This window comes from Tolypothrix sp. PCC 7601 (assembly GCF_025677855.1).
Taxonomy (GTDB): Bacteria; Cyanobacteriota; Cyanobacteriia; order Cyanobacteriales; family Nostocaceae; genus Aulosira; species Aulosira diplosiphon.
Window position 1 is genome coordinate 5,331,232 of sequence record NZ_CP064879.1, and the last position, 17,685, is coordinate 5,348,916.

The 17,685-nt window shown below is 39.4% G+C and carries 13 protein-coding genes; 3 read left to right on the plus strand and 10 right to left on the minus strand.

Annotated elements, in window-relative coordinates:
* Positions 1-235: 235 nt before the first annotated feature.
* The 3 genes from HG267_RS21905 to HG267_RS21915 all read right to left on the minus strand — a co-directional run bounded on the left by HG267_RS21905 (position 236) and on the right by HG267_RS21915 (position 3,324).
* Positions 236-616, minus strand: coding sequence for a hypothetical protein (locus HG267_RS21905; protein WP_045867979.1), 381 nt, complete (start codon positions 614-616; stop codon positions 236-238).
* A gap of 470 nt (positions 617-1,086) precedes the next feature.
* Positions 1,087-1,512: a hypothetical protein gene (locus tag HG267_RS21910; protein ID WP_045867980.1), complete on the minus strand. Its 426-nt coding sequence runs from the start codon at positions 1,510-1,512 to the stop codon at positions 1,087-1,089.
* 372 nt (positions 1,513-1,884) lie between these two features.
* A complete protein-coding gene (locus HG267_RS21915) occupies positions 1,885-3,324 on the minus strand; it encodes a glycosyltransferase family 4 protein (RefSeq protein ID WP_228045264.1) in 1,440 nt (479 codons plus the stop codon).
* Between the two features lie 1,629 nt (positions 3,325-4,953).
* Between HG267_RS21915 and HG267_RS21920 the strand changes: the two genes are divergently transcribed.
* On the plus strand, positions 4,954-7,152 hold the full coding sequence (locus tag HG267_RS21920) for a GumC family protein (RefSeq protein WP_309227614.1): 2,199 nt from the start codon (positions 4,954-4,956) through the stop codon (positions 7,150-7,152).
* Between the two features lie 142 nt (positions 7,153-7,294).
* Here the strand turns inward: HG267_RS21920 and HG267_RS21925 are convergent, their stop codons facing one another.
* The 4 genes from HG267_RS21925 to HG267_RS21940 form a co-directional block, all read right to left on the minus strand.
* Positions 7,295-7,849: a methylmalonic aciduria and homocystinuria type D protein gene (locus tag HG267_RS21925; protein WP_045867982.1), complete on the minus strand. Its 555-nt coding sequence runs from the start codon at positions 7,847-7,849 to the stop codon at positions 7,295-7,297.
* A gap of 586 nt (positions 7,850-8,435) precedes the next feature.
* Positions 8,436-8,933 (minus strand): phosphate-starvation-inducible PsiE family protein, encoded by a 498-nt coding sequence (locus tag HG267_RS21930; protein ID WP_045867983.1) that lies wholly within the window; start codon positions 8,931-8,933, stop codon positions 8,436-8,438.
* A 295-nt stretch (positions 8,934-9,228) separates the two neighbouring features.
* Complete coding sequence (locus HG267_RS21935) at positions 9,229-9,693, minus strand: BON domain-containing protein (protein ID WP_045867984.1); 465 nt, start codon at positions 9,691-9,693, stop codon at positions 9,229-9,231.
* A gap of 329 nt (positions 9,694-10,022) precedes the next feature.
* The gene (locus tag HG267_RS21940) at positions 10,023-10,166 is read right to left on the minus strand and encodes a hypothetical protein (protein ID WP_155538954.1); all 144 of its coding nucleotides are present in this window, start codon (positions 10,164-10,166) and stop codon (positions 10,023-10,025) included.
* A gap of 88 nt (positions 10,167-10,254) precedes the next feature.
* Here HG267_RS21940 and HG267_RS21945 point away from each other — a divergent pair, with 88 nt between their 5' ends.
* On the plus strand, positions 10,255-11,673 hold the full coding sequence (locus HG267_RS21945; protein WP_045867985.1) for a sensor histidine kinase: 1,419 nt from the start codon (positions 10,255-10,257) through the stop codon (positions 11,671-11,673).
* A 281-nt stretch (positions 11,674-11,954) separates the two neighbouring features.
* On the opposite strand, the gene HG267_RS21950 is transcribed toward HG267_RS21945, so the two are convergent.
* The 3 genes from HG267_RS21950 to HG267_RS21960 form a co-directional block, all read right to left on the minus strand.
* Entirely contained in the window at positions 11,955-13,367 is a 1,413-nt protein-coding gene (locus tag HG267_RS21950) for a DICT sensory domain-containing protein (protein WP_045867986.1), read from the minus strand.
* 600 nt (positions 13,368-13,967) lie between these two features.
* A complete protein-coding gene (locus tag HG267_RS21955) occupies positions 13,968-15,464 on the minus strand; it encodes a UDP-N-acetylmuramoyl-L-alanyl-D-glutamate--2,6-diaminopimelate ligase (protein ID WP_045867987.1) in 1,497 nt (498 codons plus the stop codon).
* Between the two features lie 51 nt (positions 15,465-15,515).
* Entirely contained in the window at positions 15,516-15,803 is a 288-nt protein-coding gene (locus tag HG267_RS21960; RefSeq protein ID WP_045867988.1) for a glutaredoxin family protein, read from the minus strand.
* Positions 15,804-15,953: 150 nt separating this feature from the next.
* On the opposite strand from HG267_RS21960, the gene HG267_RS21965 reads away from it, so the two are divergent.
* On the plus strand, positions 15,954-17,465 hold the full coding sequence (locus HG267_RS21965; protein ID WP_045867989.1) for a phenylacetate--CoA ligase family protein: 1,512 nt from the start codon (positions 15,954-15,956) through the stop codon (positions 17,463-17,465).
* The last annotated feature ends 220 nt before the right edge of the window (positions 17,466-17,685 follow it).

The following is a 17,685-nucleotide window of genomic DNA, read 5'->3' on the forward strand; positions in this document are numbered from 1 at the left end:
AAACCTTGCACAAGAGCGGGTTTCACGTTAAGTTGACATCAATGAGCAATACTGCGCCCCTACAAGCATTTGGGGATTTTATTGTAATTCTCTCAAGGCAATTGCAAAATTTAAAAAATTAAAAATTATCTGGATCTACATCCATCGCTCTTAATCTAATAGGGACACAAAAATTTGTGTCCCTATGGTTGGTTGAATAATAATAATTGATGAGTTATCAAGTCGTCGAGATATCTTAGATTGTAGCCGGACTTTCTGTGGGCGTAGATGTACTTACTTTGCGAGCATTCCGCTTACCAGTACGCTTGCGCGCACCCCCAGCCATCTCATATTCATCGCTACGTTTACCATATTTAGAAGCTACCCCAGTTAACATTCGCTCTGATAAATCGGCAAGCGATCGCTCTGCTTGTGAAACCAGAGTACCTGTCTGATCGGCGGCTGACAAAGCAATATTATGAGCCTCTAATTTTCTGCGTGTATCTTCAATTAATTCTAAAAATATTTCGACCGTAAGCCCATTTCCCAAATCTAGTGAGCCATCAATTGTCTTTAAACCAGCTATCCGACGCTGGGCTTTTTCTAAAATTACCGAAGTACGCTTTGGTCTTCCCATAGCAGTATGTCCATGTTTGAAAGGCTACACATAAGTTAACTTATGCTTAACCAATACGGAACTAGTGTTAATTGGGAATCATCAGCGATCAAATTTTCTGGGGAATTGCGTAAATTTCCTAACTTAATGGTTTTTTGTGGTCACAAATGCGACAAAACTTGTAAACACACGATTTTTTACCATAAAAACTTATTCAAAGCTGCAAATATTCGGCTCAAACTTATAAATGCTCCACCCTTCATAACAAAAATTAATCCAAAGCTCTAAAGATTCGACTCAAACTTATGAATACTCCACTTTTTACAATAAATGCTGTTCCAAATCGCTAAAGATTCGACTCAAACTTATAAATGCTCTATTTTTTCCAATAAAGCTTTGTTTATTTTGCATTTTCAGGTGTCATTTTGATCGAAGCCAATTATCTTTAAGCTTCTGCTTCGCTCAAAACGACAGATGTTTGAGTGTTTGCATTAGTATATAAACTTACAATTTTCAATAGTTCTGTAGCGAAGCATCCGAGCATTTCTACTAGTGAACTCCCCCACTGAAGGATTTCTGTGTGGATTAATTACCCCTGTGGCTTGTTGCCAAAGTTCTGGCGGTGCTACTGATAATTCATAAGTGGAATCGCCCTTACAAACGTGGTACCACTTAGTTTGTTGGCATTCATCACACCAAAAAGCTTCCAACCACTCACCGTCTATAGGAATTGCAGTTTTGGCTGCAACTAACATTAAGGCATCTAACCGCTTCATCCCTCGCTCTTGTAGCTGTCCAGCTCGTTCTGCAAACAACCCATATTTTTGACTCATGCTATTTAAATAGCACCCATGTTCTGGACAATATATGGCTCGTCTTTTAGAACGTTTTCGATTTCGATCACACCTTTTCTGCACTTCGGCCCTCCATATCAGTAGACATCAAACAAATCCACAAGAAGGTTGCGTTGAAGGGACTGAGATCATAAAGACCATCAAAGCCCACTTCTTAATCAACAGTGAGTTATTGAATTTTTAGAAGAAAAACTTGTGAACCAGTGCAAGTTCTAAGGAAAATGCTTCACTATCTCTTCTTTAGTAGCAGGTTTCCGTAATCCTACTTAAGGAAGTCTGCATTGACCAGTTTGTCAAACATAACTTTCAGAGTCAGCGTTCCTAAATGATAGATGCACTTTGTTTATATAGCCGCAAATTACGATTGTCAAGCCGAAGATGAAAGTAATTTAATACGTTTTTGGGAATTATGTTGCGTAATAATACTCAAAAGCGTTAAGAAACAGCTTGTCGGAGAACTCTTAAATATTGTTTAGCAATAATCTCGGGCGTAAAATGCGACTGCAAATACCGACGAGATGCCATACCCATGCGTTCTGCTAATTGTTTGTCACTGTTCAATAAGCGAATAAATTCAACTAATCCATAACTGTCACCATTCTCGAAACTAGCACCACATTGGGCATCTGCGATGATTTGCCTTAAATAAGAATACTCTGAACAAATTGCAGCAATAGGTCGCCCTGTTGCTAATGCTGGGTAAAGTTTGCTGGGTGCAACTAAACTTTCCATACCAGCTTCTACACTAACTAAGGAGAGATCGCAAGCTGTTAGAGAGTAAGGCAGTACTTCTTTATCTTGATAGGGTAAAAACAAAAAATTACTTAACCCAAGTCGATTGACTGCTTGGATTACACTGTCGTGTTTTGCACCACCTCCAATACAAACGAACTGAATCGGCTCATCTTGCAGTTGTTTGGCTGCTGCCAATATGGTGTCCATATCATGACACCGACCCATGTTACCCGAATAAAGAACAGTAAATTTATGAACTAAGTTATATTTCGTTGCAAACCAGTTATCTTTTTTGACCATTGGCACAATCAAGTCAGGATCTCCCCAACTGTGAATTACAGATACCTTATCTGCTACCTCTGGACAAACTGCCACTACCCGCTGCTTCATCGCTGGACTTAGCACCACTATTCCTTTAGCTTTTTGCCAAACCTTTTTATTTATGGTTTGCCAAAATCTTGCTAGCCAATGATTTTTAGGGATTACTCCTAAGGCGATCGCAATATCGGGATAAATATCATAAATTAAGCAGACATAAGAAAGCTTAAAAAACAGGTGAGCCAGATATCCCACAATTGGTAAAAATGGTGGGGCTGAGGTTAACAACACTACATCATGGCGACGGCAACATCTAACTAGATGCAGCACAGCACGCAAGGTAAACAAGATACCGTTGATCGCTTTACCACGAACTCGCCGCGACCAAAGTTGAGCAGTGCGCGATCGCCTAATTCTAACTCGACCTACTTGTTCTATGGCAGGAGCATAGGAAGTTCCAAACGCATACCCCGGCTGACCTGTAAACACCTCAATGTTTACTCCTTGTTTACCTAACTGTCTTACCAGTTCCTCAATCAACTGTCCTGTAGCAGCGTAGTCTGGGGGAAAAAACTCAGTAATCACAGATAATTTCAGCGGTTGCTCATACCAAGTTGTATTCATTGATAGAGACTGACTAGGGACTATTGAAGGCAGTACAAACTTGTTAAAGTCCTCCTCATTCTGCTCTTTTATATGATCGAAGTTAACTTTATCACTTAACAATAAGTCTCTATCAGGAGTAAAAAATTGCTGATTCTGAGCACCTTTGTTTGTCGAGATGGTTAGCAACGATTTCTTCAGCCATTCACTGAATGTCATTGGCTATATCGTCCTTTTAAAAGATTCCTAGACCAAGAAATAACCAAGAAAGCGATCGCAGCAATCGATTGCCTTAGTCGCTCTATACTTGCAGTTAAATTCTTTTATAAACGATGTTTGTATAAATTAGGGAAAAAACATAATTTTTTTGAATCTTTATTGCGGTTTTTTGTGAAAGAGTTTAATCAGGATACTTTCTAGCTTTGCTATGATCCAGAGCCAAGGTATTATGCATTAGCTAGATGATGCACCAGATAAATTGCTTGTTTAATTAATAAAAAATTGCAGTCAGCAGTTGTGGCAAAATTCACCATCGAGTTGATGAATCCAGCCTAAGTAAAATAACCGCAATGATTGGAATATTTTTTTGGTAACAAATTATTTTTAAATTTTACGTCGGTTATCGGTGAACAATTTTAAATCATATATACCCATGATACACCAAAGTATTTATACTGATTTTTTAATAAAATATTAGTATAATACTTCTTAAGTATTACTACTAACCGTGAAATCCACAGTGGTACTTTAAGCAAAATAATTAAATTTAAGAGCAGAGATTTTCTAGTTTTAACTGAGCTAAAGGATTTGAACCATGACTATAAAATTCTTGACGAATAGCTAATAGGCAAAATCGTTATGAGTTGAAAAATTTTCACTGTAGCCTACCCAAATATTTAAAGCTGTGTAAGGAGATTGGATAAAGTTATAATACCCACCTAAACCTAAAATTTTTTGACCCTTGACTTTTGTGAAAAACTCCGATTAAGTGTTATTGGCAGAAGACCATACCAGAAAAACTTATTATGCCTGTAAGAGCAGAGTTAGTAGAGATATCTTAAGCAATCCAGCAGACTAGTGACAATCAATCCCGCAATAAAATATCCTATAAAACTCCTGTTTGATTTTTGGAAATACGCCTAAGCTCTATGTAATTGAGGGTTGAATAATTTGTAATCAGGGTTTTAGTTCTGTTTTTGAAGCACGAGGCGAGCAAAATCTGCCTAGAACCAGGTAAGCCTGTAAAGGATTTTGTCTAAACATAGTGAAGAATTCCGAGACTGTCCATCTAAAGGAGGGAGAGGGCTAGATATTTATATCTCAATTCTTAGTTAAGTAATGTATCATATTTTATACTTAAAACTTCCTTGTATACTCAGGTTGACATTGGAAAGCCAGAATATACTTGCCTCAGTATAGCACTGTCCATATTATTACTAGACTGATTTTTAACTTACGTAAAGATACATATGCTGCTGACAAAGTAGTTAACTAAGCTAATCGGAACTAAGAGGAGACAGCCCCAAGCAATTTTAACCGCCTTTTGTTATAGCATCTAAATTTTGGTTGAGGTGCTTTTAAGTATAAATACTATTTTAGATATTCTCCTCTAAAACATTGACTAGTTGTCGTTAGGAGTCTAAAACAGCTATATAAATTATTTTTTTGAGCATTGATAGGGCAAAGAACATAAATGCCAACTCAAAACTTAATAATATGGGATTTACTTTAAGTCTAATATTTAGTTTTTCACTTATATATTTTACTTAACAAGTACAAGAGTGTATCTTACCTTTACTACAACCAGCAATGACCAATTTTACCTAGCTGATTACACAAGATAAATAAATGATGGAGAACAATTTAACTAAACCTTCAACTTACGAGCGCAATGGAAGTGCGATACACCAAGCATTTTCACCTCAGATTACGGCATGGTTTGACAAGGATAGTAATGATTGGGACTTACGACAATTCCTCAGTGTTGTACAGCGACGCATGTTGATTATTGTAGGAGTAGCAACTGTGGTCATGGCTGCTGTGGGCTACTCTACATTAAAGCAAAAACCTATCTATGAAAGTAATTTTCGACTTTTAGTAGAACCTGTAAATGAAGAGAAATCTTTGTCACAACTCACCATTGATCCTAGTAGCTCAGGTAAATCTGGTAGTTTAGATTACGAAAGCCAAATACAAGTTCTCAAAAGCCCAGAATTGATGATAAGCATTGTCAAAGAGATACAGAAAATTTATCCAAATATAAATTATGATTCTCTAATGGCATTGTTAACAATTCGTCGTTTAGGACAGACGAAAATTATAGAGGTACGATTCAAAAGTGAAGACCCTCGGCAGATTAAAGTAGTTCTAGATATCATTGCTAAATCTTATTTAGAATATAGTCTACAAAAGCGCCAAACCAAGTTAAGGCAAGGTGTACAGTTTGTTGAGAAACAACTACCAAGTATTAAAAATAGAGTAGATAGTTTGCAAAAAGAGCTGCAATTGTTCCGCCAAAGGTATGATTTTATTAGTCCAGAAGCCCAGGCAACACAAATTGCCAGTCAAGTGCAAGCCTTGAAAACCCAAAGATTAGCAATTGATCAACAATTAGCTATGTCTCGTGCCAGTTTTGCCAATATGAAAGGGGAACAAGGAGAACTAGCCGCGATCAGCAATACATCTGTATATCAACAATTAATTGCTCAGATCCGTCAATTAGACGCTCAAATAGCTGGAGAACAAACTCGGTTTCAAGAAGATAGCCCACCTATCCAAAGTTTAAGGCAGAAAAAAGAAAATTTATTGCCATTATTAGAAGAAGAAGCCAAGAGAACTTTAGGTGTTAAATTTGCTGAGATAGCTACTCAAGTTCAGACTTTAGAAGTACAAAGCCAAGAATTAAAGAAAGTAGAAATCCAAGTTGATCGAGAAGTTAAACTATTACCAGTTTTATCGCGAAGATATACAGAACTGCAGAGAGAGCTACAAATTGCCACCGAGAGCCTGAATCGGTTTTTAACTACTCGGGAAACGCTACAAATTCAGGTGGCTCAGACAGAACTACCTTGGGAGTTAATTCAAGGAGCATTTGAGCCTGGACAACCAATATCTGCTAATATTCAACGTAGCTTAACGTTAGGTTTTATTGCTAGTTTACTTTTAGGTGTTGGCATTAGCTTGCTACTAGAGAAGGTAGATAATACATACCATACTGCTGACAGTCTCAAAGAAAAAATCAAACTACCTTTGCTGGGAACTTTGCCTTTTGATAGAAAAATCCAAGATAGTCGATATCACAATTCTGAGAACAAAGTTTTGGAAAAAATCTTACCGAAAAATGTTTCCCGCAAAATGCCAAAAATGTCTCATATATTACAACGCCGCTCGTCTAGCGATCGCTATTACGGTCAAGGCAGATTTTGGGAATCTTTACAGGTACTGTATTCAAATATTCAACTACTCAGTTCCGATCAACCAATTCACTCTTTAGTTATTAGTTCAGCATTACCAGGAGACGGCAAATCTACAGTTTCATTCCAACTAGCCCAAATAGCAGCAGCAATGGGCAAAAAAGTACTACTTGTAGATGCTGATTTACGCCGACCCCAAGTTCATGAATTAGCCGATCTAAGTAACCTGTGGGGGTTAAGCAGTTTAATTTCCACGAATATCCCCATAGGACAGGTAATCAGGCAAATGCCAACGATGAACAACTTATCTGTGATTACTTCGGGGCCAATACCGCCCGATCCTGCAAGGTTGCTTTCTTCAGAAAAAATGAAGCAACTAATGGGCTATTTCAATAGAACTTTTGACTTAGTTATTTATGATATGCCGCCGATAGTAGGATTAGTTGATGCGAGAATGATCGCACCCTACACTGACGGGGTAGTGATGGTAGTAAGGTTAGACAAAACAGATAAATCGGGGCTAATGCAAGCTCAAGATAGTCTAAAACTCTCTCCCGTCAATATTTTAGGCATCGTTGCTAACGGAGATAAGACTAAGTACAAAGGCTACAAACATTACTATAAATATAGTTAAGCGAATTGAGCGTACAGCATATGTATGGGGCAAGAGTCAAAAATCAAAATTTTATTTGAGTTGTGATTTTTGACTCTTACATTTTTTACGGCGATGCTAGTGCCCTGTTTGTCCATCATTTTTATTCGCAGTTACTGATGATCTAGCTGATTTCTTGCCATCCATGCATGGGCGCTATGCTTTTAGTCACCCATTCAATCATGATTGGCGGAGCTTCGGAAATCAAGATGCTGGGATAGACTGCTGTCCCCCATTCTGGATGTACTAGTACACAGCATTTGTTTTTGATGACTGGGTAATTTAGCAAAGCTTTGACAACTGCTGTGTCGTCATGAGGAACAATTCCAGGATGAGAAAGTAGCGGATAGCCTGTACGAGGATCTATGAGGTCTGTAAAATAGCTGCGATCGCGTAGATTAAAAGCTAAATCAAAACCAAACCGCATAAACTTTTCTCGTAAGCGTTCTTTCTCTTCCTCTATGACAGGTGTACTTTCCTGTAATTGATACTGTGATTGTTGTAAAACAATCACTACCCATAAAGTTGACTGTTGCTTCCAATCTGGTAATATCCGTTCGCAGTTGGCACAGATATACCGACTAGGAGAATGAATTGAAATCTGAACTGCTTGTCCCGTTTTGCCAACCAAATGAATGGGACAGTTTTGTTTTGAACTGTAAACTGGAGGGTAGTTCACTAAATTGATTTGGTTTTTGCAAGTTTTTCAAGTTAATTCCTGCGATCGATAATAACTCTTAAAACTTCATAAAAATCATCAAACTTGCATAAAATTTAAGTTTCATTTGCTTGTATTGTGGATCAAGTTTACATTTTTAATCCGATTTTTATCTTTTATTAACCTATTACTAGCGAACTGACAAAAAATTTTTATATTTTCTGATGTAAATAGTTAACGACAACTACTTTCTAGAGAGTTTCGCTGCTAACATCCGAGAAACAAAAACTCACTAAAAAGCTGTAAAAATCTGCCTTTATTAGTCCTCCCATAACAAGAAATAGCAATTTGCACTGAAAATATGGTTTGAGATACCGGAGAAAGGGTTTTTCTTTACCTTTCTCCTAGCTCTTAGACTCGAATTGCAGGATAGAATCCTCAGGGCGATCGCACAATCTGGAGCATTATACCAACTTTTGATATAATTAGTTGGTATTAACTGAACAACCTATCAGGTGCGAACAGGACTAAAAAAGTTAAAGATTGGCTAGATAACTACAGGAAAAATAGCCAATTACCGATGACTCATCACTTTAGATCTTTGACTTTACAACTCAGGTTTTTCAGTCAATAACTGCGTGATTGTTTCAGCAATGTCAGGATTAGTAGTTTTGTCATGTTCAAAAAAGCGAGTCATCCAAGGTAAAGCTACTAAAATCCCTGCTAAAACTACTAAAAATATAGAAATACCTAGTAGTTGATCGCGGGGTATTTCTAGCACACCACGTAAAATTACCTCTCGCAAAGCTGAAACAATAGTAATTTCTACTGCTGCGCCTACAGATATGCGTTGTGCTTGTAGGTAATCGATTAACAAGCGGAATAACTCTACTAGAATTAAAATAAACAAAATATCAGATGTTACTTCCCGTAAATCTAATGGACGTAAAAAGGAAGTAAACATTTCTGTCAGACGAATCAGCATTACACAAAATAAGCCTAGACAGAGTGAGATAATAATAAAGTCTTGAAATATTTCTAAATTCCGTACAATTCTATCTCGTTGTAACCAATTATTTAACTCTATTATCAGGCGTTTTGGCATGGTACATCCCCAATTTATAGAATTGCATGTATTTATCTTAGAGAATGCAAATTTACAAATTGGTAACGAATAATCCAATACTTGTCGGTTAAGGGCAAAAGGGGCAAGAAAAACCTTTAACCCTTAACCTTTTACCTTTCCTCAAACCAAATTAAGAGTTGAAAATCATTAACCGAGCAGTATTGAATCGGATTCTGATCAAGAAAGTAGCTAATTTGTCATGAAAAACAGGACTTATATTTTTATAAGTCCTGTTAAGAATTATTAGACTCTTAATGGAAAACTGTCTCAGATTTTACTGAGCTTTTGCAGCTTTTGCTTCTACTTTTACGCTTTTAACACCTTTTTGTTCTTTGACTAATGGCTCAATCTTCTTGAGATCAGCCGTGGTGGGAACTGTCCCTGTGACTGTAACAACGCCGTCTTTGTCTTCAACTACTAACTTGCTACCAGGAATTTTTTCGGTTAACTTGCTGAGAATTAAACTTTTAGTAGCAGTTTCAGTAGCAGTAGTTTTGGTATTTGCAGCTGCTTCTTTGGTTGGAGTTTTGCTAGTTTCGGTAGTAGATTTAGCAGTAGTTTTAGTATTTGCAGCTGCTTCTTTGGCTGTAGTTTTAGTGTTGGCGGATGCTTCTTTGGCTGTAGTTTTGCTGGCTTCATTGGTGGTGGGAGTTTCTGATGCATTTTTGGTTGCATCTTGACAACCAAAACTACCAATTACCAGAATACTGCTGACTAACAAGGGTATGAGCTTTTTCATATCAATCTCCGAATTGACTACTTGAAGCGATTAATTAAGGTGTGTGTTATGTTGAGGAGCAAATCTTAAAAAACAATTAAATTTGAACTTACGCAAGTGCTAGTTTTCAGCACACAGGTGATTAAAATCTGAAACCCAGGAAACTTCTAAAGGCTAGGCTATTTTAGCCAACGCATAGAAGTACCAATTTAATTTCAGTTACGGCTACTAATGAGTCAGACTTGGCATACACTTGATGGTTTTATATCGTCACAATCTAAATACCCAGTAGCTGTCCTCCAAGGTAGGCTTGATTCATGTCTCTCATTAGAAGATAGATGTTATCAGATCTAAATAGCTTTGGCACTAAATTGCCCAAAATTTAATAATATTTCATTAGTGATTTTCATAAATGTGGCGATCGCTCTTGGTGAGTTGATCTCAATCTCAGGGGAAATCGCGCCTAGATTGTTCGGTTCTACGACTGTCGCCAATACACAAATGGCTATAACCTCGTAAGTAAGTAATGAAATGCTTAACCTAGCTGTTATTAGTCGCTTTCCAATCAAGGGGTGAAAACCTGTGTACGAATGGATATTGCCAAGTCTGAAGGAAATCTTAGCTGAGAATCAGTCACCTCTGACTGAGTGTTCATCAGCCAAAGCAGAATGGCAGTGGCGTATCAGCTTGGCAGCAACAGAACATCTGCTGATCAATTCTTTAGCGTCTGCTGCACCTGATAAAACCCAAGGATTAGTTTTAGCTGCACCAGCACCCCTGTTTAGCCAAGCATCACTCACTCAAAGCTTACAAACTCTAACTTTTACAGCCCAGCCATTTAATCCTTTGGCGTTGATGCCATTTGAAATGCCGATCCCCCTAGAAAAGGTAGAGGACGCTGCTTCCCATAAATCAGTATTACGCTTATTGCCTGCCGATCCTCTAGGGACAGAACAATTCTGCTTAGTTTTTACAGATAAATTTAGATTAGTACTAGTGTTGGCTGAACAAAAGAACGGCCAAAAAACATTTTTATTTTCCTTTGAACCAGAGGTAGTACAGCAAGCTTGGCTAGCTGTGGGTGCGAGGGTAATGCTAACTAACCCTGATTTTTACGCCGATTTGGATGCATTAGTACAAAAGTATGCTGTCGTGCCTCCAGATTACCGTACTGTCATGCAGTTTAGTCAGTTTTTACTGCAAGAATTCGCAGAACCAGAACAATATAAAGAGAATATTCCGACTTCACCACCAACACCCACCCCCGCCTCTTCGCCTACTCGTCCGGATGTAGAATTACTGCAAGCATTTGCTCATGAAGTTCGCACTCCTTTAACCACTATTCGCACCATGACTCGCTTACTATTAAAGCGGCGAGACTTACCGGCGAATGTCATCAGTCGCTTAGAAGTGATTGATCATGAGTGTACTGAGCAAATTGACAGGATGGAATTGCTGTTTAAAGCCGCAGAACTAGAGACATCTAACTCGGTGAAATCTAACCACACTCAACTAACACCGATGTCTCTCGATCAAGTTTTGCAGCAGAGTATTCCCCGTTGGGAACAAGCTGCAACTCGACGCAACTTAACTTTAGATGTGGTGTTACCCCAACAATTACCAACGGTAGTTAGTAACCCAACAATGTTAGACAGGGTACTAACTAACTTGATTGAGAATTTTACTCGCAGCTTACCTGCTGGTAGTCATATTCAAGTGCAAGTGATTCCTGCTGGTGATCAACTGAAGTTACAATTGTCGCCGCAATTTCAGTGCCAAGATACTACTAAAGCGCCGACACCGACAACGCCACCTATTCGCAAAGCCTTGGGTCAATTGCTGATGTTCCAACCGGAAACCGGTACAATTAGTCTCAATATTGCGGCAACCAAACATTTGTTTCAAGCCATTGGTGGCAAACTCATAGTGCGTCAGCGTCCGCACTATGGGGAAGTGATGACTATTTTCTTACCTTTGGAAGTTAGCACTAAGCAATGGTAAATAGAACGTTGCAATTAAAGATAGCTGGTAAGGGCTGTCATTGGTCATTGGTCATTGGTCATTGGTAAGGGTTTCAAACCTATTTACGTTTCGTAACATAGCTTGGTTTATTTACACCGACTTACTTAATACGCAATTTCAGATTTTGCGGAAGTTGAACCAGTGCGCCCTTGCGGGTTCCCCGACTTGTAGCAACTGTCTTCCAACTTTCCTTGGCGTAGCCTCTCCCTTTGGGAGAAGACGAATTTTGGATTTTAGAGTTGAGATTTTTAATTCAAAAATTAAATGACTGGCTGATCTTGAACACGCGCTAAACTAACTGTAAACGTTGAGCCTTCAGCTGGTTTACTTCTGACGGCAATTGAGCCACCGCAACGCCAAATTAACTGCTGTACAACTGTTAATCCCAAACCTGGGCCGCTAGATTCATCTATTGTCCCAGAACGCACGCGGTAAAAGCTGTCAAATATTTTGGAAATTTCGGTTTCGGCTATGCCAATACCTGTGTCGCGAAATTCTAATTGTACAAAATTGCCTTGCACGCGCGATCGCACCCAAACTTGACCGCCACTCGGGGTAAATTTAATACTGTTATGTAAGAGATTAATCACAATTAGTCGCAATCCCCCAGCCACACACCACACATACGGCAGTTCTGTGGGTACTGTATAGGCTAGCATGATGCCTTTTTCTTGAGCTACGGGCTGGTATGTACTGACTATACCAGGCACAATATCTGCAAGACTGACCGCTTCTAAGGTGGTATCTTGCAAATTACGCTCTAAATTGACTAAATCTACTAAACCATTAATTAAAGAATTTTGGCGATCGCATTGGCTATTTAACATTTGTAAATAGCGTTGCCGTTGGGGTGGTTTGAGGGTAGGAGAATTTAACAATGACAGCGCTGTTTTCATGTGGGTAAGAGGTGTACGCAACTCTTGACACACATTACTCAAATAGTCATCTTTGGCTTTTCCTCTGTTATATAGTTTTTGATTTTGCTGTTGCAACTTGGTAGTGCGCTTTTTAATTTGTTGTAGGTTAATTTCATCTTGTCGCTGAATTTGCTTGACCAAAAGCTGATTCATGAGTGTAGATTCAGGCATACTGGGGCAAAGAAAATCAGTCGGCACAATTGGCGATGATTCTGCTGTGCTGGCTTTTCTAATGCCATCTAGTACTTGCTGAACTACTCTACCTTCAACAGTATTGATCGCTAGTAAAGGTGTAGCTTTATTGGCATTTACCTTTTTTAATATTGGGTTCCTGCGTCTTTTAAGGGGTCGATAAGCCAAAATTAAACTACAAAACTGTGGCGACAAAATTATAAAAAAGTATTCCCGTTGTAGTTGCCTATTTGGTAATAACTTAATAACTTGATTATTCAGTGCTGGACTCAGGGATCTATTCCTTCTCTCTTCCCCTTTCCGCCTCTCTTCCATCTGACAGTTATAAATCACAACAGACACATCAACTGCAGATTGATAACGCTCTAATTCTGAATACCAAATTTTTCCAGGTGGTAGCTTTACCCATAAAGTCGCGGCAATTTTCTGTTCAATCAGCAAGTCAATTTGTGACCTAACTAGTGATAACAGAGCCGCCGGACTGAGAGGCAATGCTTGAGGAGGCGCTTGCACTCCCGCAACCAAATGATAAACAGACAGATCCTGAGCCAGAAAATCATTCATGAGTCAAGCACAAGAAGGAAAAATGAGGAAGGATAAAGGACATAAATAATTCTGCCTTTGCTTTTCACCCTAATATTTACCTTTTTTACGGAAAATCTACAAAATTTAATATTTATCAAGAAATATGGAATATAAATTGTAAAACTAATGGAGTGTATCATTTACCCTATAAGGTGGCAAGTATATATGGGTAACAATACATTGAGAATTTATTAGTTTTATCATTAATTATCTTTTGATTAATTTAGATATGGATCAAAGGTGTTTGCTGTTTGGTGTTTTTCAGAGGAAATAGGAAACAGGGCATCATCTTGAATGATTTATTTCTCTTATAGGAGACTTCCAGAAATTAAATTATTCCATCAGTAAGGTTAAAGATTTTCAATGAGGAATTTGGTTTAGGGAAAAGGTGTACCCCTGCGCTTCAGCAAGCTACGCGTAGCGTCTGTGCAGGAGAAAGGGTAAGGGTTAAAGGTTTTTTCTTGCCTTTTTCCTCTTCCCCTTTTGCCCTTAACCGATAAGTATTGCCTTGCTTCCTCTGCACCCCTGCACTCTGGGAAAAGAAATGCAGGGAATTTAAATTTATAAAAAGCGGCGGTTTTATATCTTCAGTCTTGCTTGTAAAGCTTCGCGTGCGTGTTCGCGGTCATCAAAGTGGATTTTTTCTGTCCCGAGAATTTGGTAATCTTCGTGACCTTTACCTGCAAGTAAGACACCATCGCCTGGCTGCGCTTGTAAAATCGCCGTACGAATGGCGGTAGCGCGATCGCCTATGACTGTAGGATTTAAAGTTGCGGGAATTCCTGCCAGAATATCTTGTAAAATCTTTTCTGGGTCTTCGGTGCGGGGATTATCAGATGTCACTACAGCTACATCTGCTAATTCAGCGGCAATTTTTCCCATTTTCGGACGCTTAGTGCGATCGCGATCGCCACCACAACCAAATACGCAAATCATTTTACCGGGAATAAACGGACGCGCCGCTTTAAGTAAATTCTCTAAACTATCTGGTGTATGGGCATAATCGACAATCACGCTAATGTCTTGATTAGCAGCAATCTGCACTCTTTCCATCCGTCCGGGAACGCCAGGAAAATCAGGAATTGCAGCTGCAACAAAGTCTAACTCTAAACCCAAATGTAAAACTGCACCTACTGCTGCCAACAAATTTTCTAAATTATATTGACCCACTAAAGGTGAACGAAAAGCTACATTCCCTTTTGGTGTATGCAATGTACCGCTAACACCATTCGGTTCGTAATTTAAATCGCTCATCCACAAATCAGCGTTAGTATGATTAACGCTGTAACTCCAAACTTTGTCTGCACCTAAAGAAGCGATTAATCTTTGACCATAAGCATCATCAGCATTAATTATCGCCCTGCCTTTAAGATAATCTGGGCTAAACAATAATGCCTTCGCCGCGAAATAATCTTCCATATCGCGGTGATAATCTAAGTGGTCTTGGGTGAGATTGCTAAATACCCCCACCTCAAACTCACAACCCAAAACTCGACCTTGGGCTAAAGCATGGGAACTGACTTCCATCACCCCAAACTCACAACCAGCATCTACTGCTGCTGCTAGTTGCTGTTGCAGTTCCACCGCAAACGGCGTAGTGTGAATAGCAGTTTCTGCAAAACCAGGCCAGCGAGTGTAAAGAGTACCCATCAAGGCTGTGGGTAAATTTTCCTTGCTTAAAAAATATTCAATCAGGTGAGTGGTTGTAGTTTTACCATTAGTCCCAGTCACACCCACAAGTTTGAGTTTTCGCCCAGGGTAACCATAAAAAGCACTGGCTAATTGAGCACAAGCTTTCGTCATGTTACTAGCACTAACGACAAAAGCCTCTGGTGTGGGAGGATTTTTTTGCACAGCTTGAGGAGAGACAATTGCACCTACAGCACCCAATGCGATCGCACTTTGCCAAAATTCTCCACCATCTACCCTAGTTCCTGGCATTCCAATAAACAAATCTCCCGAACCGCAAGCATGAGAATTTGTTTTCAAGCCTTTGACTTCCGCATCCTCCAAAGCCGGATGGTTTGGCAATTGCTCTACACTGTCTATTGCTGCTAGTAATTCCCGCAGTTTCATCTTGTGAACCTCGTCACACACTATATCTTGCGTTTATTGTGCATTATTTTACTAATTGGACAAATACTTATGCAGCATCTGCTCCAACTGCTGCACACTAGCACGAGGAGAAGGGCGTGGCAAAGGTTTTTCTATTAAGTTTTCCTCTGTGTCAACTGTGGCTTCACTTTCAGAGAAATATAAAACCGGAACTTCATACTGGTAAGCTAAAAACCAATCATCACGAGTCGTAATATCCCGCAGTTCTAACTCAAAACTAATATTTTGAATTTTTTCCAGCTTTTCCTGCAAACCCTCGCATAAATGACATCCCGGTTTCGTATATAAAATCAATCGCATTTACTTCCTTCCCTAATTAAATTCGTAATTCATAATTCGTAATTCGTAATTAAATAAGAGTCAACAATTGTAGAGACGCGATTCATCGCGTCTGTCACACATTATTTCCCCTTCCCCCTTCCCCCTTCCCCATTACCCCAATCCCCAACCATGCACAAATCCCAAAAAGCAATCACAGCCTTTCAAGATTTTTTATCTACTCCCCTAGAAACACTATTACAACAACATCTTGCAACTTCCGCACAAGCAACAGCTTTAGCTTTATTTCAAGATGTAGCTGCTAATGTACCAGCATACAAAGCTTTTCTAGCAGCAGAAAACATTGATGCGGCAACTATCCAGAGTTTAGCGGATTTCCAAAAATTGCCTGCGATCGCCAAGGAAAATTACATTCAGCGTTATCCTTTAACTGATTTGTGTCGTCATGGACAGTTGTCGGAATGTGACATGATTGCTGCGTCTTCTGGTTCCACTGGTAACCCGACGTTTTGGCCCCGCTTCTTCACCGATGAATTGCAAATCGCCACCCGCTTTGAGCAAATTTTTCACGATAGTTTTTCTGCAGATACCAAACGTACCTTAGCGGTGGTTTGCTTTACTTTGGGTACATGGGTAGGGGGAATGTTCACAACAAATTGCTGTCGTTATCTCGCTAGCAAAGGTTACCCTGTGACGATGATTACTCCTGGTAATAATAAAGATGAAATCTTGCGGGTTGTACAGGAGCTTGGGTTAGGATTTGAGCAAGTGGTTTTGTTAGGATATCCACCATTTTTAAAAGATGTGATTGATACAGGCATTGCCCGTGGCGTACAGTGGCAGCAATATCATATTAAGTTAGTGATGGCGGGAGAAGTATTTAGTGAAGAATGGCGCAGTTTGGTTGGGGAACGCATAGGTTCACAAAATCCCTGTTACGATTTCGCATCGCTTTATGGAACTGCTGATGCAGGTGTATTAGGAAATGAAACGCCTTTGAGTATCTGCATTCGTCGTTTTTTAGCACAACATCCCGATGCAGCCAAAGCATTATTTGGGGAATCTCGCTTACCAACGCTAGTACAGTATGATCCCATCAGTCGATTTTTTGAAGTTGAGAATGGCACATTGCTATTTTCTGGAGACAATGGCATTCCTTTAGTGCGTTATAACATCTTAGATACAGGCGGCATCATTAGTTATGATGCCATGCTACAGTTCTTGGCAGAGTGGGGATTCGACCCATTGCAAGATGAAAGCCTAGCTACCGACATTCAGCTAGCCAGAGGAATTCACCCCTTACCTTTTGTTTATGTTTTCGGACGCTCTAATTTTACAGTTTCTTACTTTGGTGCCAATATCTATCCGGAAAATGTCACAGTTGGTTTAGAGCGATCGCCAATTCCCCAATGGGTCACAGGTAAATTTGTATTGCAGGTCAAAGAAGACGCAGACCAGAACCGCTTATTATCTGTGGTGGTAGAGTTAGCACCGGGAGTCGAGGCTAGCGAGGAAAAAAGAAATGCGATCGCAAACTCAATTCTCTCTGAACTTCTCCGCCTCAACAGCGAGTTTGCTAACTACGTTCCCAAAGAATATCAAATGCCACAGGTTGCATTAGCCCCTACTGGCGATCCAGAATATTTCCCCATAGGCGTAAAACATCGTTATACCCGCAAGTAAAGTAATTCCTAACTACCAATTACCTATCCTATCCACTTGGTTATCCAACTGGATAGTTTCATGATTGCCAGGATACTATCTAATCTAAGCGTGACAATAGCCATGAGATAGTGTTGGCGATCCCCAATACTGTAAGAAAATTTAATCAGCACGTGTCAATCAAGTGCATGTAACCAAAACCTATGTATACAGGTATTTTCAGGCAATAAGCGGAGCCGAG